Source organism: Phreatobacter sp. GW821-FHT04C01, assembly GCF_059420385.1.
The window spans coordinates 124,456-147,075 of the sequence record NZ_JBWKTP010000009.1; the positions used below are offsets into that span (position 1 = coordinate 124,456).

Consider the following 22,620-nt stretch of genomic DNA (forward strand, 5'->3'; position numbering starts at 1 on the left):
TCATGCGGCTGGCACGTTCGTCGATCCCCCTCGTCATCGGCCTCATCGCCCCGATGGCGGCGCATGCCGAAGCGCCGCCGACGCTGCGCGCCAGCGTCACCATCACGGGCGAGCTCGTCCGTCTGGGCGATCTCGTCGACAATGCCGGCCGTTTCGGCGACGTCGCCGTGTTCCGCTCGCCCGACATGGGCCATACCGGCTCGGTGCCCACCTGGCGCATCCTGGAAGCCGCCAAGCGCATGGGGCTCGCCCGCATCGAGACCGGCGACCGGACCGACGTCTCGGTCACCCGCGCCGCCCGCGTCATGCCGCTCGCCGACATGGAGGAGCGCATCGCCTCGGCCATTGCCCGCTCGCTCGGCGTCGACGATTCCGCCCGCATCGCCGTCACCTTCGACCGCGGCACCCGCCCGATCGCGGTGGAGCCGACCGCCCGCGGCGACCTGACGGTCAGCCGCATCGACCACGACCCGCGCACCGGCCGCTTCGAGGCGGTGCTCGGCGTCCACGGCTCGGCATTGGCCGAACGCGGCGGCGGCTTCCGCGTCACCGGCCAGGCCGCCGAGCTGGTCGAATTCCTCGTGCCGGCCCGCACCATCGGGCGCGGCGAGGTGATCAAGACCACCGACCTGGTGGTCGAGCGGCGGCCGCGCAACGAACTGAACGGCGTGCCGCCGGACGCCATCTCGACCCTCGCCCAGGCCGTCGGCCAGGCGGCCCGCCGGCCGCTGCAGGCTGAGCGCGCCTTCCGCGTCGGCGACCTGATGAAGCCCGAGATCGTCGAGCGCAACGGCAATGTCCTGATCATCTACGAGGTCGGCGGCCTGTCGCTGACCATTCGCGGCAAGGCCATGGAGGCCGGCGCCGAAGGCGACATCATCCAGGTGCAGAACCTGGGGACCCGCAAGACCATGCAGGCGACCGTCACCGGACAGAACCGCGTCACCGTCGTGCAGCGGCCGTCGATCACCACGATCTCGGCCGCCACCATACCCGTCCAGCCCAGCAGCCCCATCCCGCAATGACCGCGTTCGCGCCAGGATCCGCCATGCGTACCGCCCGCCTTGCCCTCGTCGCCGCCGCGACGCTCACGACAGCCGCCTGCGGCGCGCCGGACCGGCTCCGCAATATCGGCCAGCAGCCGGCCCTCTCCGCCATCAACAATCCGCAGACCCAGGCCGGCTACCGGCCGGTCTCCATGCCGATGCCCGACCCGGTGCCGGTCTCGCACAATCCCAACTCGCTCTGGCGCAACGGCTCGCGCGCCTTCTTCCGCGACCAGCGAGCCCAGCGGGTCGGCGACATCATGACCATCAAGGTCAAGATCACCGACCAGGCGACGCTGTCCAACGAGACCAACCGGACCCGCGCCAATACCGAGGGTTTCGGCGCAGCCAACATGTTCGGCCTGGAAAACGGCATTCGCCGCGGCGGCGCCGATCCGGCCAACCTGCTCACCCTCAACAGCCAGAGCGGCAGCGACGGCAAGGGCACGATCAACCGCTCCGAACAGCTGGTCACCAATGTCGCGGCGGTGGTCACCCAGATCCTGCCCAACGGCAACCTGGTGCTGGAAGGCAAGCAGGAGATCCGGGTCAATTTCGAGGTGCGCGAACTGATCGTCGCCGGCATCGTCCGTCCCGAGGACATCGAGAGCGACAACACCATCGATTCCGCCAAGATCGCCCATGCCCGCATCGGTTATGGCGGCCGCGGCCAGATCACCGACGTCCAGCAGCCGCGCTACGGCCAGCAGGCGCTCGACGTGCTCCTGCCCTGGTGAGGTCCTGACGCCCTCACCCGATCCATCCTGCTCCGCCGTCCCGCTCCCCAGGCGCTCCGGCACCTCCCCAGCCGTCCCGCTCCCCAGGCGTTCCGGCACCTCCCCAGCCGTCCCCGCTCCCCAGGCGATACGGCCAACCCCGACGCCGCCCGTGCTCCCACACGGGCGGCGCTCGCTTTTTTTGGAGCTCCCGACCTCACCGTCTTGTGAAATGCCTGTCACGGGTGACCGGCTAGGCTCCGCGTCCGTTGCAATCCAGGGAGGCGACATTGATCATCACCAATGGCACTGCAAGCTTCGATCGCCGTGGTCTCCTGAAGGCCGCCGGCACCGGCCTCGCCCTGCTCGCGGCGGGGCCGGCCTTTGCCCGCGCGCCGCTCGCGGGATCGCAGGTCGCCGGGGTCTATCGCCTGAAGGTCGGCACCATCGAGGTCACCGCCGTGCTCGACGGCCACCTCGACCTGCCCCAGGCCCTGTTCCCCAAGGCGACCGATGGCGAGGCCGGCACCCTGCTCGAGCGGGCGGCCCTGCCCCGCGGGACCCCGGTCAATGCGCCCGTCAACACCTACCTGGTCAATTCGGGTGACCGCCTGGTCATGATCGACACCGGCACGGCCACCGCCATGGGCCCGACGCTCGGCCTGATGCCGAGAAACCTTGCCGCCTCCGGCGTGACGCCCGATCAGGTCGACGTCGTGCTGATGACCCACCTGCATCCCGACCACGCCAATGGCCTGATCACGCCCGACGGCAAGCCGTTCTTCCCCAATGCCGAAGTGGTGGTCGCCGGCACCGAATACGACTTCTGGAACGACCAGGGCATCATGAACCAGGCGCCCAAGGACGTGCAGGCCTTCTTCCAGATGGCGCAGGTCGCGGTGAAACCCTATGCGGACGCCAAGCGGCTGCGCCGGATCAGCGCGGATGGCGAGGTCGTGCCGGGCATCGCCGCCATCGCCGCGCCCGGCCACACGCCCGGCCATACCGGCTACCGCATCACCTCGGGCGACCAGCAATTGCTGGTCTGGGGCGACATCGTCCACGCTGCCGCGTTCCAGTTCGCCAAACCCGACTGGTCGATCGCCTTCGACACCAGCCAGGACATGGCCGCGGCCTCGCGCAAGCGGATGTTCGACATGACCGCCACCGACCGCATCACGGTGGCCGGCATGCACCTGCCCTTCCCCGGCATCGGCCATGTCGTGCGCGATGGCGACGGCTACCGCTTCGTGCCGGTCGCCTGGCGGCCGATCTGACGGCGGCCTCAGCCGGCCAGAAGGTCGCGGCAGCCGAGATCGTCCACGGCGAGGTGGATGCGCTCGAGATTGTTCCACCAGATCACCGGCGGGATGCCGTTGGCGTGCTGCCAGATCGGCGTCGCGATCTGCCAGAGCACCGACAGGCGGTAGTCGTCCTGCAGGGCGCGGCGGTCATAGCCCTGGACGCCGCGCGCCGTCAGTTCGTCGTGATGGCAGTCCAGCAGATGCCGCTCGGCGCCTTGCCGGAAATCCGGGTACCAATGGACGGCCATCATATAGGCGAGGTCATCCGTCCCGATATCGACCCGCCAGCAATCCCAGTCGAACAGCCGACCGTCGTCTGGGCCGTCGCCGCGCATCAGGAAGTAGTTCCAGACATGCGCGTCGCCCTGCACGACCGTCATGTTGCGGCGCGTATGATAACGCGCCATCAGGCGCGGCCCGGCGTCGAGAAGGCGCTCGTAGAGCGCCCGCCGCCCGACGGAAAGCCGGTCGCCGAGATCGTCGGCGAAACGCGCGAACCGCTCCGCCAGGCCCTGCAGGTTCCGATCGGTCGTCGCGATATCGTCAAAGCCGCCAATGCTTGCGCCGAGGCGCGGATCGTCCCACCACGCCGCCTGGAAGCGCGCCCGCGTCCGGATGATGGCCTCGCATTGCGCCAGCTTCGGCGGCAAGGGCCATTGGGTCGCGACGACATGGGTTTGCGAGAGGTCCTCGAGCAGGAGATGCCAGGCCCCGGTCTCCGCATTGACCTGGGCATCGAAACAGCGCGGCACGAGTCCCGCGAGCATCGCCGGCGCGACATCGCGATAAAACGCCACCTCGTGCCGGCCGCCATGCCAGGGACCGCCGGGGCGGGTGGTCAGGCCCGCCTTCAGGATGAGCGAGCCGGGCGCGCCGGCATCGGCCCCCTCATAGGTCGGGCGGAGCTGGAAAATATGCGACAGGATGGTGGCGAAGGAACGCTCGACCGCGACGCTGGCGACACGGCCGTCACCGAGCGCCCCGGATCGGCGCAGGGCTTCGGTCAGGTGCCCGGCATCGGCCATGTCCGGCGGTAACGCTGTCGTCATGCCGGGTCGTCCTCACAGCCAGAACGCACTCTAGCCCGCCGCGCACGGGTGGAAAACACCGGAAGACTGCGTGCTTTCTCGTGTCGTGGCCAAGGCCTGATCGGTTCGGATTGAAGCGCACGGCATCAAGGACGACCACCCGCCATGCGGTATTCCGCTCTGAAGTGATCTCGACCTAGCTCTCCACCGGCTCGCCATGGACGTCCTTCAGCACCACGTCATGGGCACCGCCCTCGCGAATGCTGACCGCCGAGGCCACGGTCAGCCGGGCCCGCTGATAGAATTCCGGCAGGCTGAGCGCGCCGCAATTGCACAGGGTCGAGCGGATCTTGGCGAGGCTCGCCTCGAGATTGTCGCGCAGCTTGCCGGCATAGGGCACATAGCTGTCGACGCCCTCCTCGAAGGTCAGCTTCTTTTTCTTGGCGAGATCGTCGCTGCTGCCATGGTCGTAACGCTGCCAGTTGCGCGCGCGATTGCTGCCCTCGCCCCAATATTCCTTCATGAACTGGTTGTTGATCTGGACCTTCCGGCCGGGCGCCTCGTCGAAGCGCGCGAAGTAGCGGCCGAGCATGACGAAGTCGGCCCCCATCGCGAGCGCCAGGGTGATGTGATAGTCCTGGCTGATGCCGCCGTCGGAACAGACCGGCACATAGATGCCGGTCTCGCGGAAATATTCGTCGCGCGCCTTGGCCACTTCGATCACCGCCGAGGCCTGGCCGCGGCCGATGCCCTTCTGCTCGCGGGTGATGCAGATCGAACCGCCGCCAATGCCGACCTTGACGAAATCCGCCCCGGCCTCGGCCAGGTAACGGAAGCCCTCGCGGTCGACGACATTGCCAGCGCCGACATGACCCCGGTCCGGATAGGTCGACTTGATGAAGGCGATCGCATCCGCCTGCCATTCGGAATAGCCGTCGGAGGAATCGATGCAGAGCACGTCGGCGCCGGCCGCCAGCAGGGCCGGAACCCGCTCGCGATAGTCGCGCGTGTTGATGCCCGCGCCGACGATCAGCCGCTTGTCGCGGTCGACATTTTCCAGCGGGTGTTCCTTGTGGGCGTCATAGTCCTTGCGGAAGATCAGGTAGCGCAGCCGCTGGTCGGCATCGACCACCGGCAGGCAATTGACCTTGTGCTTCCAGATCAGGTCGTTGGCGGCCGGCAGGTCGATGCCGATCTCGGCGCAATGGATGGCCGCCAGCGGCGTCATGATCTCGGCGACCGGCGTCGCCGGCGGGGTCTTGCCCCGGCGATAGTCGCGGCTGGTGATGATGCCGACCAGCTTGCCGGTCGCCGTGCCGTCCTCGGTGACCGCGATGGTCGAATGGCCGGTCCGTTCGGTCAGCGCCACCACATCGGCGAAGGTCGCGCGCGGCGGCAGGTTCGAATCGCTGACGACGAAACCCGCCTTGTAGTTCTTGACGCGGCCGACCATCGCCACCTGGTCATCGATGGCCTGCGAGCCGAAAACGAAGGACAGGCCGCCGCAGCGCGCCAGCGCGATCGAAAGCTCTTCTCCCGAGACCGACTGCATCAGCGCGCTGGTCACCGGAACATTGATCGTCAGGGGCGAGAGGCCGGCTCCGGGCGGGCCGCCCGCGGGATCCGCCTTGAAGCGCACGACCGGCGCCGACAAGTCCACCCTTTCCGGCAGGCAATCCCTGGCGGTCAGGTTCGGGATGAGCAGATATTCGCCGAAGGTGCGGCTCGGTTCATCATAGATATAGGCCATGTCGTCGAATATTGTACAACGGATGGTGTGTCAATCGCCGAAACGGCCTCGATATCGCGCGGTCGATCCGGCCGACCGGCCTCATTCGACGCGGGCAGCCGCCACCCAGGCGGCGGCTGCCCGCCCGGGCCTATTGGCGATGGATGGCGACCACACGGCCTTCGCGGTTGACGATGACATGCCTGTTGTTGACATGGGTATAGCGATGGCCCTGCAACCGGGCATGTCCCTGGATCTCGTGATACTGGACGCCCTCGGGCATTTGCATGCCGACGGTGACCTCGCCCGGGATCGTCGCCGACGGCATATTCATGCGGCTGATATAGCCGCTCATGAATGCGCGATCTTCGTCGTTATAGGCTTGCGCGGCGTCGCCCGCGCCCTGCGCCAGTGCGACATGGGACATAGCGGGCGTCATGGCGAGGAGCGACAGCGCCAGAAGGCTGATTTTCGCATTCATGATCGTTCTCCATTGTGGGCGGACGCGTGCGCCGGGAGGTGCTGCGGTGTGCAGGATCCCGCGCGTGCTGTCCGTGAGTTGTCCCACGGGTCCGGTGTCGTGCCGGCCGGCCACCGGCCAGCCGCATTCCATGCCGGACCGGCGGGCATGCCCGTGGTGACGCGGATTTGAATGTGATGAAGCCGACCGGGCGCGAACGCGCCGCCGGCATCGGTATCGCACCGGGCCGCGGCGGCATGGACTGCCTCACCGCGGCGCAGGGCTGAAACGATGCCGTGCGGCCTGTAAGCCCTTTGGTTCCGTTCCGGTTCGCCTGGAGATCTCCGCATCGCTGGCGCAACGGACGGAGACACCCAATGTTCCCGCCCGGGCCGGCTTTCGGCCGGCAAGAGTTGTCACGATAGCGTGACGTCGTCCGCGTCGCCCCGGGTGGCGATGACCGCGTCGACGAGGCCCCAGTCGCGCGCCTCGCCGGCGGTCATGAAATGGTCCCGGTCGAGCGTCCTTTCGACCTCCTCATAGGACCGCCCGCAATGCCGGGCGTAAAGCGTCGTGACGCGATGCTTGGTCTGCCGCATCTCTTCGGCATGGATGAGAATGTCGGAGGCCTGGCCCTGGTAGCCGCCCAGCGGCTGGTGCACATGAATGCTGGCATTGGGCAAGGCCGCGCGATGGCCCGGTTCTCCGGCCATCAGCAGGAACGAGCCCATCGACCGCGCCGTCCCCATGCACAAGGTCGCCACCGGGCTGGTGATGAACTGCATGGTGTCGTAGATGGCCAGGCCGCTGGTGATCACCCCGCCCGGTGAGTTGATGTACATCGAGATCGGCTTTTTGGGGTTTTCCGATTCCAGGAACAGGAGCTGCGCGCAGATGAGCGCGGCCATGCCGTCTTCGACCTCGCCGTTCAGAAAGACGATGCGCTCGCGCAGCAGGCGCGAATAAATATCGAATGACCTCTCGCCGCGGCTGGATTGCTCGACGACCATCGGGACAAGCTGCATCATGTCGCGCATTTGCGAAGCACTCCTCGACCGAATTGAAAGGCTGTCAGGCCGCGCGCAGCAGCAGCAGCGGGGTGTTGCTGTTGGCGGCGGTCTGGCGCGCCGGCGGCCCGACCGCCGCGGCGAGCACATGCGCGATGCGAAGCCGGGTTCCCCCCGCCCCGTTCGGATCCAGCCGGAACGTCACCACGCTGTCGGGCCCGTCATGGTGCGCCTCCTGCCAACTATAGCGCACCCAGCGCCCGGGCTCCTGGTCGAGCACGCGCAGCAAGGCCGGTAATGGCGCGGTCGTTGCCGGCCCGCCGGTGCTGGGCACAGCGGTACTGGGCACGGCGGCCTCGGGCACGGCGGTCTCGGCCGATGCCGGCCGGACCGGCAGCCAGCGCGCGACGAAATCCGGCACGGTCATCGCCCGCCAGACCTTGGCCGGCGGCGCGTCCAGGTCGAATTCGAAGTTCAGGGCCGCCCGGTGCTCCTGCGTGTCGCGGGCCTCGGTCATTGGTCCATCTCCTTCAACAATTGCTTCAGCGCCTCCACCCGCTCCGGCCAGAAGGCCCGGTAGCGGCCGAGCCACTGGGCGATCTGCGCCAGCCCGCCGGGATCGACCCGGTAATTGACGTTGCGGCCGCTGCGCTGCTCGGCGACAAGGCCGGCCGAACGCAGCACCGCCAGATGCTGCGACATGGCCGGCTGGGAGATATTCAGCCCCTGACGCAGCTCGGTGGCGTTCCGCTCGCCATCGGCCAGCCGCTCGAACACCGCCCGGCGGGTCGGATCGGCCAGTGCTCTGAAGATCTCGGCCGTGCGCGGCGCTTCTGCCTGGGTCATGACGAAACATAAGTACATACTTATGAGATTCGCAAGCCCAATTTTTGCCGGCGCGCGCCGCTTCTCGACCGATCCCGGCGTCGCAGGTCCGGTCAGCCGGGCGCCGTGCCGGGGGCCGACCAGCCGCGTGTCATGCCGCCAATGCCGAGGTCATGGAGGCGACGCTCCGGGCGCATGGGCGACCGCCTTGATTTCGACCAGGCCGCCATCCGGATTCAGCGCGGCGACGCCGAGTTCGACCGCCGCCGGATAAGGTGCGGCGAAGAACTCGTCCCTTACCGCGGCGATCGCGGCCAGCTGCCCCGCCTTGTCCAGCAGCAGCCTGTCGCTGCCGAAGACGTGGAACATCTGCAACTCGACCACGTCGGACAGCGCGGCGCCGCTGGCACCGAGCAGGGCCTCGATTTGCCTGAACACGTCGCGCAATTCCTGCCGGAACCCATCCGCATCCATCGCCGCCTCCCGCCTGTTGCAGGCGACGATGCCGGAGACGAAGACGAAATCGCCGGCACGGCGCGCCGGCGCGTAGTGGTACTGGTCGACATCGGATTGCAGTGCCGCCGGAACGACGACCTTGCCGGTCCGGGTCGTGATGTGACGCATGTCTTGCATTTCGGTCATGTCCATAACAGCGGGCCCGGCAACCTGCTCGCCGGCCAGACGTCCCGGCGCCCGCACGCCGATGATTTATGTAGTATAAATGATATAAATCGGCGACGACCCGGCATCAAGTCGCCCGGCCTCGCCCATCGCCGCCCCGACAGCCGCGCCCGGGCCGCAATCGTGGCGAGGACGGGGAAGATCAATCCATTGCAGGTTCAGATCTCGACACAATCGTGGAGCCTGATAGCCTCGTGCTGCTTCGGTGGCACACGGCAATGTGAAACGCCGGAGACACTTCGGCGCAGGGGGGATGCAAACCGCCAGATCGACCTTATGTCCAGGAAGAAGACAGATCTTGGCCATCGCGCCAAGACCGTTTTCACCAGAACGAAATATAGATCGCAGCCAAAATTTGGAGGTCTTGATGAAACTCGAGAATATCGACCGCGTCATCATGGTCAAAAGCGCTGATGTCGAACTCGGCGAGGCGCTACCGCTGCACGCACGCGAGTCCATTGCCCGGGTGAGCCAGAAATACTTCGGGGAGCTGACCGCAGCCTCCGTCTATTTCAGCCGTGAAGGCTCGTTCATCAACTGCACCTTGAACGTCCAGATGGGCGCGCTCAAGATGATCTCGGCGACCAGCCTGGCGCCGGACTGCTACCAGGCTTTCAACACTTCGCTCGAAAAGACCGCGAAACAGCTGCGCCGGAAGAAGCGCGAGCTGAGGGACACCCGGCCGGGCCGGCCGAACAAGGGGACCATCCCCTTCGAGACCGCCCGGATCTGAGCCGCCGGCGCGGCGCGCCGACCGGCCCGATCCCTTCACCCGACAACGCTGACGGAAATGCCCTGCCCCAGGGCATTTCCCGACATGTGGCGAGAGCAGGCAACTGTGTCCGTTTCCATCTTCAACCGCTATGCCGCTTTCGCATTCTGCCTCATCGTCGCGATCGTATCGATCCCGCTCCTGCCGCTCTGGATCTGGCTTTGGCCGATCACACTGACGGCCGTCCTTCTGTCGCTGGTCGGGTTCTACGACCTCTGGCAGCCTGATCACGCCATCCTGCGCAACTATCCGGTGATCGGCCACATTCGCTATCTGGTCGAGGGCATCCGCCCGGAGATCCGGCAATATCTGCTCGAGGCCGACGACGACAAACTGCCGTTCTCGCGCAGCGAGCGATCCCTCGTTTATGCCCGCGCCAAGAACGAGGGCGGTGACCGGCCCTTCGGAACATTGCTGAACGTCTATGCCGACGGTTATGAATTCATCGGCCATTCCATGCGCCCGGCGCCGGTCGGCGACCCCGCGAGCCTCCGGATCGAGATCGGCGGGCCGCTCTGCAAGCAGCCCTATTCGGCCTCGGTGCTGAACATTTCGGCGATGAGCTTCGGCTCGCTCAGCGCCAATGCCATCCGCGCCCTGAACCGCGGCGCCAAGGCGGGCAATTTCGCCCATGACACCGGCGAAGGCAGCATCAGTCCCTATCACCGCGAGAATGGCGGCGATCTCATCTGGGAACTCGGCAGCGGCTATTTCGGCTGCCGGACCGAGAGCGGCCAATTCGATCCCGAGCGCTTCGCCGCCCAGGCGCTGGATCCGCAGGTCAAGATGGTCGAGATCAAGCTCAGCCAGGGCGCCAAGCCGGGCCATGGCGGCATCCTGCCGGCCGACAAGGTCAGCCGGGAAATCGCCCTCACCCGCGGCGTTCCCGAAGGCGAGACCTGCGTTTCACCGGCGAGGCACGGCGCCTTCGGCACGCCGATCGAAATGATGCAGTTCATCGCCAGGCTGCGCGAGCTCTCCGGCGGCAAGCCCGTCGGGTTCAAGCTCTGCCTTGGCCACCCCTGGGAATTCATGAGCATCGTCAAGGCCATGCTCGCCACCGGCATCACCCCCGACTTCATCGTCGTCGACGGCTCGGAGGGCGGCACCGGTGCGGCCCCCGTCGAATTCACCGATCACCTGGGCGTGCCGCTGCGCGAGGGCCTGCTGTTCGTCCACAACACCCTGGTCGGCGCCGGCCTGCGCGGCAAGATCCGGATCGGGGCCAGCGGCAAGGTGGTCAGCGCCTTCGACATGGCGAGCCTGCTCGCCATTGGCGCCGACTGGATCAACTGCGCCCGCGGCTTCATGTTCGCCATTGGCTGCATCCAGTCGCAGAGCTGCCACACCAACCGCTGCCCGACCGGCGTCGCCACCCAGGACGCCCTCAGGCAACGCGCCCTGGTGGTCCCCGACAAGGCCCAGCGTGTCCACAACTTCCACCGCAACACCTTGAAGGCCCTGGCCGAACTGCTGGCCGCGGCGGGGGTCCTGCACCCGTCCGAGCTCGGCCCCCACCATCTGGTGCGGCGGATCAGCAGCACGGAAATCAAACTGTTCTCGCAGCTGCATCGCTTTCTCGAGCCGGGCAGCCTGCTCGAAGGCGGCCTCGACGGCGAGTTTTATGCCTCGTCCTGGAAGCTCGCCAGCGCCGAGAGCTTCGACCCGATCCGGATCTAGGGCAGCGCGCGCGTGCCACCCTCTCTCGGAGGAAGCGGGTTGGTTCATCCGCCCTACGCGACCCGCACGCTGCGCCGGTAGCGCCACAGGATCGCCCCGAGCCAGCCGAGCGCCATGCCCATGGCGATGCCGTTGAGGCCGTAAGGCAAGGCGGTCCAGGGGAATTGCCCCGACAGCTCGCGGTGCAGCACCAGATAGACCGTCAGCACATAACGCGTGAGGAAGAAGCCGAGGCCGAAGACCAGCCAGAACGCAGTTCCCGGCATGGCGATGACGCCCTCGTCTGGGCGCGGCTCAATGCCGATGCGGTTGGCCCAGAACGCGCCGATGACGGCGCCGGCGACGGCTCCGCAGGCAAAGGCCGACGCCGCGACCGCGAGCCGGGCCGAGAAGGCCAGGATCGACAGGGCGATGACGGTCGAGATCGCCGGCAGGATGGCCACCCGCAACGGTGCAACGATGGACGGGCGCATGGCCCGGCCGCCCAGAACCACGATCAGCGCCAGGATCGCCCAGACCCAGAGCGGCGTGCCCGCAATGACACCAAGGAAGAAGTTCAACGGTGCCCTCCCCTCATGCCGTGGAAAGGGCGCCGTCGCCGCTCATTCGTCGCGATAGACCCGCTCACGCCGCTCGTGACGTTCCTGCGCTTCCAGCGACAGGGTCGCGATCGGCCGGGCTTCCAGCCGCTTCAGGGAGATCGGCTCGCCGGTCTCCTCGCAATAGCCGTAGGTATTGTCGTCGATCCGGGAGATCGCCGCGTCGATCTTGGCGATCAGCTTGCGCTGCCGGTCGCGTGCCCTGAGCTCGATGGCACGATCGGTTTCCGACGAGGCGCGGTCGGCGATGTCGGGATGATTCTGGTTTTCGTCCTGCAGGTTTTGAAGCGTTTCCTTGGCTTCGCGCAGGATGTCGTCTTTCCAGGCCAGGAGCTTCTTGCGGAAATATTCGCGTTGCCGTTCGTTCATGAACGGCTCCGAATCCGTGGGGCGGTAATCCGCTTCCAACACCAATGTCATCAACGAACCCCTCATTGAATCGCGACTATTAGACGCGTTTCGGGGCGCCTAATAGCACTGGCCCCGGGGGCAGACAACCGCAAAACCAGTCACGGATCCGTCACGCTCCGGCGTGGTTCACGAGGCGGGCCGATATGCCGGCTTTTTTTCCGGGTCGCGCGGTCGCTTCCGCGAGCGCTCAGGCCGCCTCGCGCTTGGCGATCTCGACCTGGGCCCTCAGGTCGATCTCGGCCAGCACGCCGTCGAGCCCGTCGTCGCCCGAGGCTTCCAGGCTCGACGCCGTCAGGCCGCGCAGTTTCAGCAGGACGGCCGGCATCGGCTCACCCGAGAGCAAGGCCAGTTTCAGGTCGTCGAGCAGGCCGAGCGAATCATGGCCGCGCTTCAGCGCCCGCCGGCGCTTTTCGCGACGGTCGTCCGGCATCATGCCCTGCACCGCCAAAAGCGTCTCCAGCCCCGCAGCTGCCAGGCCCGGACGCGCGGCGTCCGCGCGCGGCGTTTCGCTTTTGGTGCCGCCGGGCAGTTCGAATGTCGGGCGAAGGCGATCGGTGCGCGCCGGAGTTTGCGTCGTCTGGACGGCGCCGAGCGGCGGCGTGGTCGTGATCCGCATGTTCTCCCCCCGAGACGGCCCCTTCACGAAGGGGCAACACCTCTTGCGATGGCGTTAAGAAATGCCTGTTCGCGGTTAAGGGGTCGTTAATGCCCGGCAAAAGCTGCCGGGTGGCGCCCGGCGCCGGCCCGCGCGACGCCAGGGCCGGCCAAGCCATCCCTGCATTATCAAGCGCTTATGGTCGACATCGAAATTGGCACGGGCTGTGCGAGGAACGCGCCAGTCGCCCTGGGATCATCCGATGTTCCGCCGCCTTGCCCTCGCCGTGATGCTGATCGCCGCCGCCGCCTTGCCGGCGAGCGCCAACACGTCGCGCATCAAGGACCTGGTCGACGTCGAGGGCATCCGCGAGAACCAGCTGATCGGCTACGGCCTGGTGGTCGGCCTCAACGGCACCGGCGACACGCTGAACAACTCGCCCTTCACCCGCCAGTCGATCCAGTCGATGATGGAACGGCTCGGCGTCAACACCCGCGGCATGAACCTGCGCACCGCCAATGTCGCGGCGGTCATGGTCACCGCCAACCTGCCGCCCTTCTCCACCCAGGGCACGCGCATCGACATCAAGGTGTCGGCCATGGGCGACGCCCGCTCGCTGCAGGGCGGCGAGTTGCTGGTCACCCCGCTGGTCGGCGCCGATGGCGAGGTCTATGCCGTCGGCCAGGGCGCGGTGGCGATTTCGGGCTTCCAGGCCGAGGGCGCCGCCGCCCGCGTCACCCGCGGCGTGCCGACCGTCGGCCGCGTCTCCAACGGCGCCATCGTCGAGCGCGAGGTGACCTTCGCGATCAACCGCATGGCCTCGATCCGCCTGGCGCTGCGCAACCCGGACCTCACCACCGCCCGGCGCATCGCCGCGGCGATCAACGACTTCATCGGCCAGCCGACCGCCGAGCCGACCGATCCCGGCACCATCAACCTGAAGGTGCCGCCGCGCTACGAGGGCAATATCGTCGCCCTCTTGACCGAGGTCGAGCAGCTGCGCGTGCAGCCCGACCAGGTCGCCAAGGTGGTGATCGACGAAGCCTCCGGCATCATCGTCATGGGCAAGGACGTGCGCGTCTCCACCGTGGCGGTGGCCCAGGGCAACCTGACCGTGACCATTTCCGAGCGCCCGCAGGTGAGCCAGCCCAATCCGCTCGCCCGTGGCCGCACCGTGGTGACCCCGCAGACCCAGATCCAGGCCCAGGAGGACGGCCGCGGCCTGGCGCTCGTCTCGGAGGGCGTGTCGCTGCAGGAACTGGTCGACGGGCTGAACGCGCTCGGCATCGGCCCGCGCGACCTGATCGCCATTCTCCAGGCGATCAAGTCGGCCGGCGCCCTGCAGGCCGAAATCGAGGTGCACTGATGCGCAGCCTGACCCCTGTCCCGACCGCCGTCAGCCCGGCGACCCCGGCCGCCGCCCGCATTCCCGGCTCGCGCGAGGCCAAGGCCTGGAGCAATGCCCAGAATTTCGAGCAGGTCTTCCTCAACACCATGCTCGGCCAGATGTTCAACGGCCTCGGCACGGAAACGCCGATGGGCGGCAAGCAGACCGAAGCCTGGCGCGGCATGCTGCTCGACGAATATTCCAAGTCGATCACCGCCCAGGGCGGCATCGGGCTCGCTTCCAACATCTACCGCGAGCTGATCGGCGCGCAGGAAGCGGCCCCCCGCCGCCTGCCCCCGATCCCCCGCCCGGCGCCGGCGCAGCCGGATCAGCCCAGCCCGAACTGAGCAAGCGCGCCGCGCCGGCGCCCGAGCGAGAAGAGCCCCGTCATGTCAGCAGCCGTCGCCCCGAAAGCCATTCCCGTCCTGACCACCGCGGCCGAGGCCGTGGCGCTGGTCGAGCGCCTCCGGCAGACCATTGCCGAGCTCAACGGCCTGCTCGCCGAGGAAACCGCGCTGGTGCGCGACGCCAAGGTCGCCCGCGCCGCGCCGGTCGCCGAGGCGAAGAGCGAGCTGGCCCGCCGCTACATGGCCGAGCTCGACTGCCTGAAGGCCAATGCCGGCTTCGTCCGGCAGGCCGCGGACGGCCACATTGCCGGCCTGCAGGCCGATAACGACACGCTGCAGAAGGCGCTCGAGGTCAATCTCGCCGTGCTCGCCACCGCCCACGCGGTCGCCGAGGGGGTCATTCGCAGCGTCGCCAATGTCGTGCAGGCCAAGCGCGCGCCGGCAGGTTACGGCGCGAACGGCAAGGCAGCGGCCGCGGCCCCGCGCGCCGGCGCGCCCCTGACCGTGTCCCGGCAATTGTAGGGTTAAAGACGTCGCGGCGATTTCGCGCGATTTTAACGAAAATTATCGCCGATCTTTACTATAAGTCATTACGCAAGATTCAGAGGCACTGCGCTACGGTCCCGCTACGGAAGGCCTGCTTGTTCGGCTTTCCCTTAGGGAGCATGGGCCATGGACATCGCGTCCTCACGGCCGGCCGTCGGATCAGGATATCTCGGGCGGCCGGAAACGGCGCTGTACCGCGAGGCGGTGCGCACCGAACTGCCGCCGAGCCTGCGCGTGGCGCAGCCGGCCTCCACCGGCACGGCTTCGAGCACCGACGACCGCCGCTCGGGCGACGGCGCGGCGCGCGACGAGCGCACCCTCGCCGATCGCAGGGCGCGCATGCAGCGCATTGCCGACAGCATCCGCGAATCCCTGCAGAACCGCATCGACAAGGATGACGACGCCGGCACCCTGGTCTATCGCACCGTCGATACCGACACCGGCAAGGTGATCAACCAATATCCCGACGAGATGATCCTCAAGCTGCGCACCTATGCCCGCGAAATGCAGCGCAAGAGCGACCAGCAAGCATCGAGCGAGACCGAGCACGTCAGGGTCGAAAAGGTCGCGTGAGAGCCGCGGGGTCGCCCGCGCGGAGCCTGCTGCCCCCCATCTGAAAACGGCGGCGCCCTGAGACGCCGCCGCCCAAGTCCCACTCCCCTACCCCCGGCCTTACTTCAGGAACTGCAGCACTGCCTGGTCCGCCTGCGAGGCAAACGACAGCGAGGTGGTCTGCAGCGACTGGCGGGTGTTGAGCGCCAGAAGGTTGGCACCTTCCTCGTTGGTATCGGCCAGCGTCAGGTTGTCGGAACCGACCTGCAGCGTGTTGATCATGCTCTTGGTGAAGTCCTTGCGGGTCTGCACCGAGGAGAGCTGGCTGCCGAGCGAGGACGAGACCGCGCGGATCGAGGCGAGCGCATCCTTGACGATGTCGAGGCGGGCATCGATCGAGGCGTCGCTGTCGAGATCGCTCGCCAGGGTGTTGGAGATGTTGAAGAAGGCATTGTCGATCGCGGTGGCGTTGCCGGCCTTGTCCTTGGTCTGGACATTGATGAAGCTCGAGCCGGTCTCGTTCAGCGTCAGTTTCAGGTTGTCGCCGCGCAGCAGGTTGACGCCGTTGAAGGAAGCGTCGTCGCCGAACTTGGTGATCTGGTCGCGCAGGTCGTTGAACTGCTTGGACAGCGACGTGCGCACGCTGTTGCCGACGACCGTGCTGGTCGAGCCGACGGCGCCGTCGACCTTGCCGTTGCCGGCCCCCTTCACCGTCATGTCCTGGGTCGACAGGTTCTGGATGCGCAGCTTGCCATTGTCGTTGGAGGCGACGACCTTGCCGGCCAGCGACGTATTGCCGTTGATCGAGGCGACCAGCTGGTCGACCGATTTCGGCGTGTAGCTCGCCACCGGCGTCGCGCCGAACACGGCATTGGCGGTGCCATTGGCATTGCCGGCGTGGTCGACGACGGTGGCGGCGACGCCGCTCGCATCGGTCAACGCGATCTTGCCGCTGTTGTTGGTCGCCACCGCGCTGCCGAAAGCCGTGTTGATCTTGCCGATCTGGGCGGTGATGTCGTCGCCATTGGCGAGCGTGACGGTCTTGGTCACGCCGCCGATGGTCACGTCGATATCGCCGGCCGTGCCGGCCGTGACAGCCGCATTGGCATTGCCGGTCTGGGTCAGGCTCTGCAGCTTGACGTCGATGCCGGGGCCCCCGGCAGGCCCGATCTGGCCGCCCGACAGGTTCAGGTTCTTGGCCGTGCCCGTGCCGATCGCCAGCGTGTCGATGTCGTAGGACTGGGTCTGGAACGACTTGTCCTGGCGCGCCTGGTTGAGCGTCGACTGCATCGACTGCAGCGTCGTGGTGATCGAGGAGAGGCCGTTATTGGCCGCCTGGATGGTCTGGATGCCGTTGGCCATGCCGTCGAGCAGGTTCGACAGGTCGCTGGCGCGCGACGACAAAGACGAGGCGGTGAAGAAATTGGTCGGGTTGTCGAGCGCCGAATTGACCTTCTTGCCGGTCGACAGGCGGGTCTGGACAACGTTCTTGAGCTCGGCGGTGCCCTGCAGGTTGAGCAGGTTCGAGCGAACGCCGGCGGAAAGCGTAATGCTGGCCATCATGTTTCCCTTCATGGGACAGTGCAGCTCTCTTTCTTGAGAGCCATGGCCAACCTAGCGGGCGCCTCCTAACGACGCGTTAACCCTGCCGATTTTTTTCAATGCTCCGCACCCCGCGCGCCGAGGGGGTCGCGCGCGGCCGGGAAACGGCCCGAAAGACGGCGGCAAAGCCTGCCACCGTCGGAAAATTCAGCGCCGGCCCCTCAAGGGCTCAGCGCGAGAAACGTGGCACCGCCAGGCCCGCCCGCGCGGCGAACGACAGCGGCGTGGCCTGCGACGGCTGGCGGGTGTCGGGCGCCAGCAGGTGCGCTCCCTCCTCGTTGGTATCGGCGAATGCCGGGCTGCCGGCGCCAACCTGACGCGCACCGATCATGGTCCCGGCGAAGTCCCGGCGGACCTGCACCGGCGACGATCCGGCCATCGGGCAAGGCGCGAGCCGGGCGGATCGAGGACGGGATGCCCGTGATGGCTCCGCACCGTCGTCGATCGCCGCGAAGCCGGGATGGCGGCGGCGCCGGCCGCCCGGATGAGGCCGACGTCGATCGCCCCGTCCGGCCGGTCCTGAAGCGACGATGCCCGAAAGCCCCTGCCCGGCCTGCGGCGAAACCCGGCCTGTCGCGCGACCGCACCGGCAACGACGGGGCATGGCATGCCCGATCCGGCGCCGCCGCGATCGGCATCAGGCCGCCATCGGCCACCTGCAGTGCCCGCATGCCGCTGGCCATGTCGGCGAGCTGGTTCGACTGGTCGCCGGCTCGCGACGACAGTGGCGCGGCGGCGAGGAAATTCGGGGGATTGTCGAAAGCTGAATTGACCGTCTTGCCGGCCGGCTGCCGCGTCCGGACCAGGGTCTTGGCGTCGGCCGTGCTCTGCAGGCTACGCGGAGCCGAGCCAAAGGCGACCGACAGGATAATATCCGGGGCCACGATGCTTTCCCTTCCTGGGAAATTCGGGCGTCTCGTTCTCGAGAACCCGCTGTCACATTACGATGCATGACCTAATGAGCGGTGAATTCCTCATCCACTTCGCTGGAGACATCGCGCGACAGGCGATGCTTCATCAGACCTTGCATAAGGAAACGGCGGCGCTTGTGGCGCCGCCGTCCGACGTCGGAGGTCCCGGCTGAAACTCAGCGCAGGAACTGCAGCACCGCCTGGTCGGCTTGCGAGGCGAAGGACAGCGAGGTGGTCTGCAGCGACTGGCGGGTGTTGAGCGCCAGGAGGTTCGCGCCTTCCTCGTTGGTGTCGGCCAGCGTCAGGTTGTCGGAGCCGACCTGCAGCGTGTTGATCATGTTCTTGGTGAAGTCCTTGCGGGCCTGCACCGAGGACAATTGGCTGCCCAGCGACGACGAAGCCGAACGGATCGAGGACAGGGCGTCCTTGATGGTGTCGAGCTTGGCGTCGATCGTCGTGTCGCTGTCGAACTCGACGGCGCTCACCGTGTCGGTCTTCAGGAACGTGTTGTCGATCGACGTCGCATTGCCCGACTTGTCCTTGGTCTGGACGTTGATGAAGCTGGTGCCGGTTTCGTTGAGCGTCAGCTTCAGGTTGTCGCCGCGCAGCAGGTTGACGCCGTTGAAGGAAGCGTCGTCGCCGAACTTGGTGATCTGGTCGCGCAGGTCGTTGAACTGCTTGGCGAGCGAGGTCCGCACGCTGTTGCCGACGACCGTGCTGGTGGAACCGACGACACCGTCGAGCTTGCCGTTGCCGGCGCCCTTGGTGACCATGTCCTGGGTCGACAGGTTCTGGATGCGCAGCTTGCCGTTGTCGTTCGAGGCCGTGACCTTGCCCTGAAGGCTGGTCATGCCGTTGATGTCGGAGACCAGCTGGTCGACGGTCTTGACGCTGCTGCCCGCGCCGGGGACAGCGGCAGTGCCGGTGGAGCTGACACCTGAACCGAAAACCGTGCCGGCATCGGCACCGGTGATCGACACGTTATTGGTTCCATCGGCCGCGCCGCTGATTTCGAGACGGCTGGTGCCGGCGTTCCAGGAGGCCGTCACATTGGTGACGCCGGCGCTGGTCAGCTGCGACTGGATCGAGGTCGCGGCGGCCGCACCGGTGCTGGCAGCGCCTGTGAGCGTGATCGCGGTACCATTGATCGAGAATGCGTAGCTCGAGCCCGCGGTGCCCGAGGCCGAGGCCGAGGCGCCGAAGCCGAAATTGGTGGTCGGCGCCGGCGACGTACCGCCATTGGCGAAATTGCCGACGGCGATCGTCGCGGCGACGCCCGTTTGCGGATTGGTGGCATAGCCGAACTCGAGCCTGCCGCCATTGTTGGAGGCCCTGACGTCGCTGGTCCCACCGGCGGCCAGGTCGAGCTGCGCGTTGATCGCGGTGACCACCTCGCCCAGATCGAGGTTGTTGCCGCCATTGGTATCGTTGGCCGAACTGAGATTGATCGAAATCGGCGCGCCTGCGCCGATCGTGACATCGAAGCTGTAGGTTTCATCGGCATCGCCGAGGTCCAGCGTGGTGAAAGCCGCGCCGGCGGTGAGCGTCGGCGACGTCCCCGCGGTGGGAGCGACATAGGCAGCCGTCGAGATCGCCTTGGCCTGCGTCGCCGAAGTGCCGGCGGAGCCGATGGTGTTCAGCGCGACGTTGACGCCCGCGCCGCCGGCGGCACCAATCGAACCGCCCGAAAGGTTCAGCGTCTTGGCCGTGGTCGTGCCGATGGCGGTCGCATCGATGTCGTAGGACTGGGTCTGGAACGACTTGTCCTGGCGCGCCTGGTTCAGCGTCGACTGCATGGACTGCAGGGTGGTGGTGATCGAGGTCAGGCCGTTATTGGCCGCCTGGATCGTCTGAATGCCGTTCGCCATGCCGTCGAGCAGGTTCGACAGGTCGCTGGCGCGCGACGACAGTGACGCCGCGGTGAAGAAATTGGATGGATTGTCGAGAGCGGAATTGACCTTCTTGCCGGTCGAGAGACGGGTCTGGGTCAGGTTCTTGGCGTCGGCGGTGTTCTGCAGATTGAGCAGGTTCGAACGCACGCCCGCGGAAAGCGTAATGGCCACAATGCTACCCTTCGTGGGATGACGCTCTCGTTCTTGAGAGCATCCGACCTATCGCAGGGCAGTTTCTAACGTAGCGTTAATCATGCTCTGCGAAAGGTATCCCTCGGAAATTCCTGCAACCGCCCCGCGTGCGCGCCATGCCCCTGACCGCCACGCGAAAAGGCAAGCGGGACATGGCATTGCCGAGGTGCATCTCCGGTTTCGGCGACAAGCCCCCCTCGGCATTAAGGCCTGTGATACACTATTGGCTGCTTTTCTTATTTATCACACCTTTCGCGAGCATCGCTCTAAATCCGTCCGGCGTGCCACTGCCGAGCACCACGCAAACCCCGTGTCACACCGCATGATCGCTGGGCGCCATGTCGCGTTGGCGATGGCTGTGACGGCCTGCGCCCGGCATGGTTTCGATGGACCATCCCGTCACGATGCCGCGATGCCCCTGCCCTTCGCAGCGAGGCCAGGGCGTCCTGCGCCAAGGAAAGCGATGAGGCAACGCGTGAAGTGCGCGGCTCAAGCAACGCGCAAGGGAGGCGGAATACAGGTCGCAGGGCAGCAGACCTCACCGACGCGGATGGGGCGCGCTCCACCACATAGGCGCAGCTGGGACGGATCGCGCCGCGGCGCCTGGCGCCGGTCCTCGCCTCATAAAGAAACGGCGGCGCCTGGGGCGCCGCCGTCTGAAGTTGGAGGTCGTAGCTGAAACTCAGCGCAGGAACTGGAGAACCGCCTGATCGGCCTGCGAAGCGAACGACAGCGAGGTGGTCTGGAGCGACTGGCGGGTGTTGAGCGCCAGAAGGTTCGCGCCTTCCTCGTTGGTGTCGGCCAGCGTCAGGTTGTCGGAACCGACCTGCAGCGTGTTGATCATGTTCTTGGTGAAGTCCTTGCGGGCCTGCACCGAAGACAGCTGGCTGCCCAGCGACGACGAAGCCGAACGGATCGAGGACAGCGCGTCCTTGATGGTGTCGAGCTTGGTGTCGATCGTCGTGTCGCTGTCGAACTCGGCGGCGGTCACCGTGTCGGTCTTCAGGAACGTGTTGTCGATCGACGTCGCGTTGCCCGACTTGTCCTTGGTCTGGACGTTGATGAAGCTGGTGCCGGTTTCGTTGAGCGTCAGCTTCAGGTTGTCGCCGCGCAGCAGGTTGACGCCGTTGAAAGAAGCGTCGTCGCCGAACTTCGTGATCTGGTCGCGAAGGTCGTTGAACTGCTTGGCGAGCGAGGTACGCACGCTGTTGCCGGCAACCGTGCTGGTCGAGCCGACGACACCGTCGATCTTGCCGCCGCCGGCGCCCTTGGTGGTCAGGTCCGCGGTCGACAGGTTCTGGATGCGCAGTTTGCCGTTGTCGTTCGACGCCGTGACCTTGCCGGTGAGCGAGGTGTTGGTGTTGATCGAGGTCACGAGCTGGTCGACGGTCTTCACGGCGCCCGTGGTCGCGAGGACACCGTTGGTCGAGGCGCGATTGGTCGTGCCGAAGCCTGCGCTGGTCAACGTAGCCGAGTCGCCGCCCAACGTCACATTGTTGCCCGACGTGCTGGTAAACACCAGCTGACCGCTCGTACCGTCCGCCGTGATGCCTGCATTGCCGCCCGTCGCTGCGGTGAGTGCCGCATTGATCTTGGTCGCCGCCTGGGCAGCCGAGTCACCAGCCACAAGCGTGCCGACGGACACCGCAGTGCCACCATTGAGGCCAGAGGCCTGAATCGTGATCGCGGCCGGAGTACCGCCCAGCGTGTTGGTCGCCGTAAAACCACCGGTACCCGTCAGCGTCGCCGACGTCGCCGCAGTGCTCGTGGTATTCAAAGCGATATCGACACCCGCGCCGCCAGCCGGTCCGATCGAACCGCCCGACAGGTTGAGGTTCTTCACCGCGGTCGTGCCGATGGTGGCGGCATCGATGTCGTAGGACTGGGTCTGGAACGACTTGTCCTGGCGCGCCTGGTTCAGCGTCGACTGCATCGACTGCAGGGTGGTGGTGATCGAGGTCAGGCCGTTATTGGCCGCCTGGATCGTCTGAATGCCGTTCGCCATGCCGTCGAGCAGGTTCGACAGATCGCTGGCACGCGAGGAGAGCGAGGCAGCGGTGAAGAAGTTGGACGGATTGTCGAGAGCGGAGTTGACCTTCTTGCCGGTCGAGAGACGGGTCTGGGTCAGGTTCTTGGCGTCGGCGGTGTTCTGCAGATTGAGCAGGTTCGAGCGCACGCCGGCTGAAAGCGTAATAGCCATAGTCATTCCCTCCATGGGACCGAATTGCCCTCGTTCTTGAGAGCGTCCGTTTTATCGCGGGCAGAATTCTAAGGGCGCGTTAATCTGCGTGGTTAACCGGAGATGTATTGTTGCGCTCCAATGCGGGGCAAAAACCGC

The 22,620-nt window shown here is 66.6% G+C and carries 23 protein-coding genes; 9 read left to right on the top strand and 14 right to left on the bottom strand.

The window, feature by feature from the left end:
- Positions 1-2 precede the first annotated feature (2 nt).
- From flgA to AC07WJ_RS28150, 3 genes are all read left to right on the top strand, one after another.
- Positions 3-1,025: a flagellar basal body P-ring formation chaperone FlgA gene (flgA, locus tag AC07WJ_RS28140; RefSeq protein ID WP_494938011.1), complete on the top strand. Its 1,023-nt coding sequence runs from the start codon at positions 3-5 to the stop codon at positions 1,023-1,025.
- Positions 1,022-1,783, top strand: coding sequence for a flagellar basal body L-ring protein FlgH (gene flgH / locus AC07WJ_RS28145; RefSeq protein ID WP_494938012.1), 762 nt, complete (start codon positions 1,022-1,024; stop codon positions 1,781-1,783). The genes flgA and flgH overlap by 4 nt, the downstream gene beginning before the upstream one ends.
- Before the next feature lie 269 nt (positions 1,784-2,052).
- Complete coding sequence (locus tag AC07WJ_RS28150; RefSeq protein ID WP_494938013.1) at positions 2,053-3,039, top strand: MBL fold metallo-hydrolase; 987 nt, start codon at positions 2,053-2,055, stop codon at positions 3,037-3,039.
- An 8-nt stretch (positions 3,040-3,047) separates the two neighbouring features.
- On the opposite strand, the gene AC07WJ_RS28155 is transcribed toward AC07WJ_RS28150, so the two are convergent.
- From AC07WJ_RS28155 to AC07WJ_RS28185, 7 genes are all read right to left on the bottom strand, one after another.
- Entirely contained in the window at positions 3,048-4,115 is a 1,068-nt protein-coding gene (locus AC07WJ_RS28155) for an aminoglycoside phosphotransferase (protein WP_494938014.1), read from the bottom strand.
- A 175-nt stretch (positions 4,116-4,290) separates the two neighbouring features.
- Positions 4,291-5,844 carry an IMP dehydrogenase gene (locus AC07WJ_RS28160; RefSeq protein ID WP_494938015.1) on the bottom strand — a complete coding sequence of 518 codons (1,554 nt, stop codon included), beginning with the start codon at positions 5,842-5,844 and terminating at the stop codon, positions 4,291-4,293.
- 130 nt (positions 5,845-5,974) lie between these two features.
- A complete protein-coding gene (locus AC07WJ_RS28165; protein ID WP_494938016.1) occupies positions 5,975-6,304 on the bottom strand; it encodes a DUF1236 domain-containing protein in 330 nt (109 codons plus the stop codon).
- A gap of 395 nt (positions 6,305-6,699) precedes the next feature.
- On the bottom strand, positions 6,700-7,320 hold the full coding sequence (locus AC07WJ_RS28170) for an ATP-dependent Clp protease proteolytic subunit (RefSeq protein ID WP_494938017.1): 621 nt from the start codon (positions 7,318-7,320) through the stop codon (positions 6,700-6,702).
- A 34-nt stretch (positions 7,321-7,354) separates the two neighbouring features.
- Positions 7,355-7,807 carry an SRPBCC family protein gene (locus AC07WJ_RS28175; RefSeq protein ID WP_494938018.1) on the bottom strand — a complete coding sequence of 151 codons (453 nt, stop codon included), beginning with the start codon at positions 7,805-7,807 and terminating at the stop codon, positions 7,355-7,357.
- Positions 7,804-8,136 carry an ArsR/SmtB family transcription factor gene (locus tag AC07WJ_RS28180; RefSeq protein ID WP_494938019.1) on the bottom strand — a complete coding sequence of 111 codons (333 nt, stop codon included), beginning with the start codon at positions 8,134-8,136 and terminating at the stop codon, positions 7,804-7,806. Before AC07WJ_RS28180 ends, AC07WJ_RS28175 begins: the two co-directional genes overlap by 4 nt.
- A gap of 150 nt (positions 8,137-8,286) precedes the next feature.
- Positions 8,287-8,739, bottom strand: a complete 453-nt coding sequence (locus AC07WJ_RS28185) for a Rid family hydrolase (RefSeq protein WP_494938020.1) — start codon at positions 8,737-8,739, stop codon at positions 8,287-8,289.
- 424 nt (positions 8,740-9,163) lie between these two features.
- On the opposite strand from AC07WJ_RS28185, the gene AC07WJ_RS28190 reads away from it, so the two are divergent.
- Positions 9,164-9,529 (top strand): HPF/RaiA family ribosome-associated protein, encoded by a 366-nt coding sequence (locus AC07WJ_RS28190; RefSeq protein ID WP_494938021.1) that lies wholly within the window; start codon positions 9,164-9,166, stop codon positions 9,527-9,529.
- Between the two features lie 84 nt (positions 9,530-9,613).
- A complete protein-coding gene (locus tag AC07WJ_RS28195) occupies positions 9,614-11,248 on the top strand; it encodes an FMN-binding glutamate synthase family protein (protein WP_494938022.1) in 1,635 nt (544 codons plus the stop codon).
- Between the two features lie 53 nt (positions 11,249-11,301).
- Here the strand turns inward: AC07WJ_RS28195 and AC07WJ_RS28200 are convergent, their stop codons facing one another.
- The 3 genes from AC07WJ_RS28200 to AC07WJ_RS28210 form a co-directional block, all read right to left on the bottom strand.
- Positions 11,302-11,808, bottom strand: coding sequence for a hypothetical protein (locus AC07WJ_RS28200; protein ID WP_494938023.1), 507 nt, complete (start codon positions 11,806-11,808; stop codon positions 11,302-11,304).
- 42 nt (positions 11,809-11,850) lie between these two features.
- Positions 11,851-12,267 (bottom strand): RNA polymerase-binding protein DksA, encoded by a 417-nt coding sequence (dksA, locus tag AC07WJ_RS28205; RefSeq protein WP_494938024.1) that lies wholly within the window; start codon positions 12,265-12,267, stop codon positions 11,851-11,853.
- A gap of 178 nt (positions 12,268-12,445) precedes the next feature.
- Positions 12,446-12,874, bottom strand: coding sequence for a flagellar assembly protein FliX (locus AC07WJ_RS28210; protein WP_494938025.1), 429 nt, complete (start codon positions 12,872-12,874; stop codon positions 12,446-12,448).
- Positions 12,875-13,142: 268 nt separating this feature from the next.
- Here AC07WJ_RS28210 and AC07WJ_RS28215 point away from each other — a divergent pair, with 268 nt between their 5' ends.
- From AC07WJ_RS28215 to AC07WJ_RS28230, 4 genes are all read left to right on the top strand, one after another.
- Positions 13,143-14,219 (top strand): flagellar basal body P-ring protein FlgI, encoded by a 1,077-nt coding sequence (locus AC07WJ_RS28215; protein ID WP_494938212.1) that lies wholly within the window; start codon positions 13,143-13,145, stop codon positions 14,217-14,219.
- The gene (locus AC07WJ_RS28220; protein ID WP_494938026.1) at positions 14,219-14,587 is read left to right on the top strand and encodes a rod-binding protein; all 369 of its coding nucleotides are present in this window, start codon (positions 14,219-14,221) and stop codon (positions 14,585-14,587) included. Before AC07WJ_RS28215 ends, AC07WJ_RS28220 begins: the two co-directional genes overlap by 1 nt.
- Positions 14,588-14,629: 42 nt before the next feature.
- Positions 14,630-15,109 carry a hypothetical protein gene (locus AC07WJ_RS28225; RefSeq protein ID WP_494938027.1) on the top strand — a complete coding sequence of 160 codons (480 nt, stop codon included), beginning with the start codon at positions 14,630-14,632 and terminating at the stop codon, positions 15,107-15,109.
- 150 nt (positions 15,110-15,259) lie between these two features.
- The gene (locus AC07WJ_RS28230; RefSeq protein WP_494938028.1) at positions 15,260-15,706 is read left to right on the top strand and encodes a flagellar protein FlaG; all 447 of its coding nucleotides are present in this window, start codon (positions 15,260-15,262) and stop codon (positions 15,704-15,706) included.
- A 99-nt stretch (positions 15,707-15,805) separates the two neighbouring features.
- Here the strand turns inward: AC07WJ_RS28230 and AC07WJ_RS28235 are convergent, their stop codons facing one another.
- The 4 genes from AC07WJ_RS28235 to AC07WJ_RS28250 all read right to left on the bottom strand — a co-directional run bounded on the left by AC07WJ_RS28235 (position 15,806) and on the right by AC07WJ_RS28250 (position 22,488).
- Positions 15,806-17,245: a flagellin N-terminal helical domain-containing protein gene (locus tag AC07WJ_RS28235; RefSeq protein ID WP_494938213.1), complete on the bottom strand. Its 1,440-nt coding sequence runs from the start codon at positions 17,243-17,245 to the stop codon at positions 15,806-15,808.
- Between the two features lie 211 nt (positions 17,246-17,456).
- Positions 17,457-17,666 (bottom strand): hypothetical protein, encoded by a 210-nt coding sequence (locus tag AC07WJ_RS28240; RefSeq protein WP_494938029.1) that lies wholly within the window; start codon positions 17,664-17,666, stop codon positions 17,457-17,459.
- A 708-nt stretch (positions 17,667-18,374) separates the two neighbouring features.
- Positions 18,375-20,261, bottom strand: coding sequence for a flagellin N-terminal helical domain-containing protein (locus AC07WJ_RS28245; RefSeq protein WP_494938030.1), 1,887 nt, complete (start codon positions 20,259-20,261; stop codon positions 18,375-18,377).
- A 703-nt stretch (positions 20,262-20,964) separates the two neighbouring features.
- Entirely contained in the window at positions 20,965-22,488 is a 1,524-nt protein-coding gene (locus AC07WJ_RS28250) for a flagellin N-terminal helical domain-containing protein (RefSeq protein WP_494938031.1), read from the bottom strand.
- Positions 22,489-22,620: the final 132 nt, after the last annotated feature.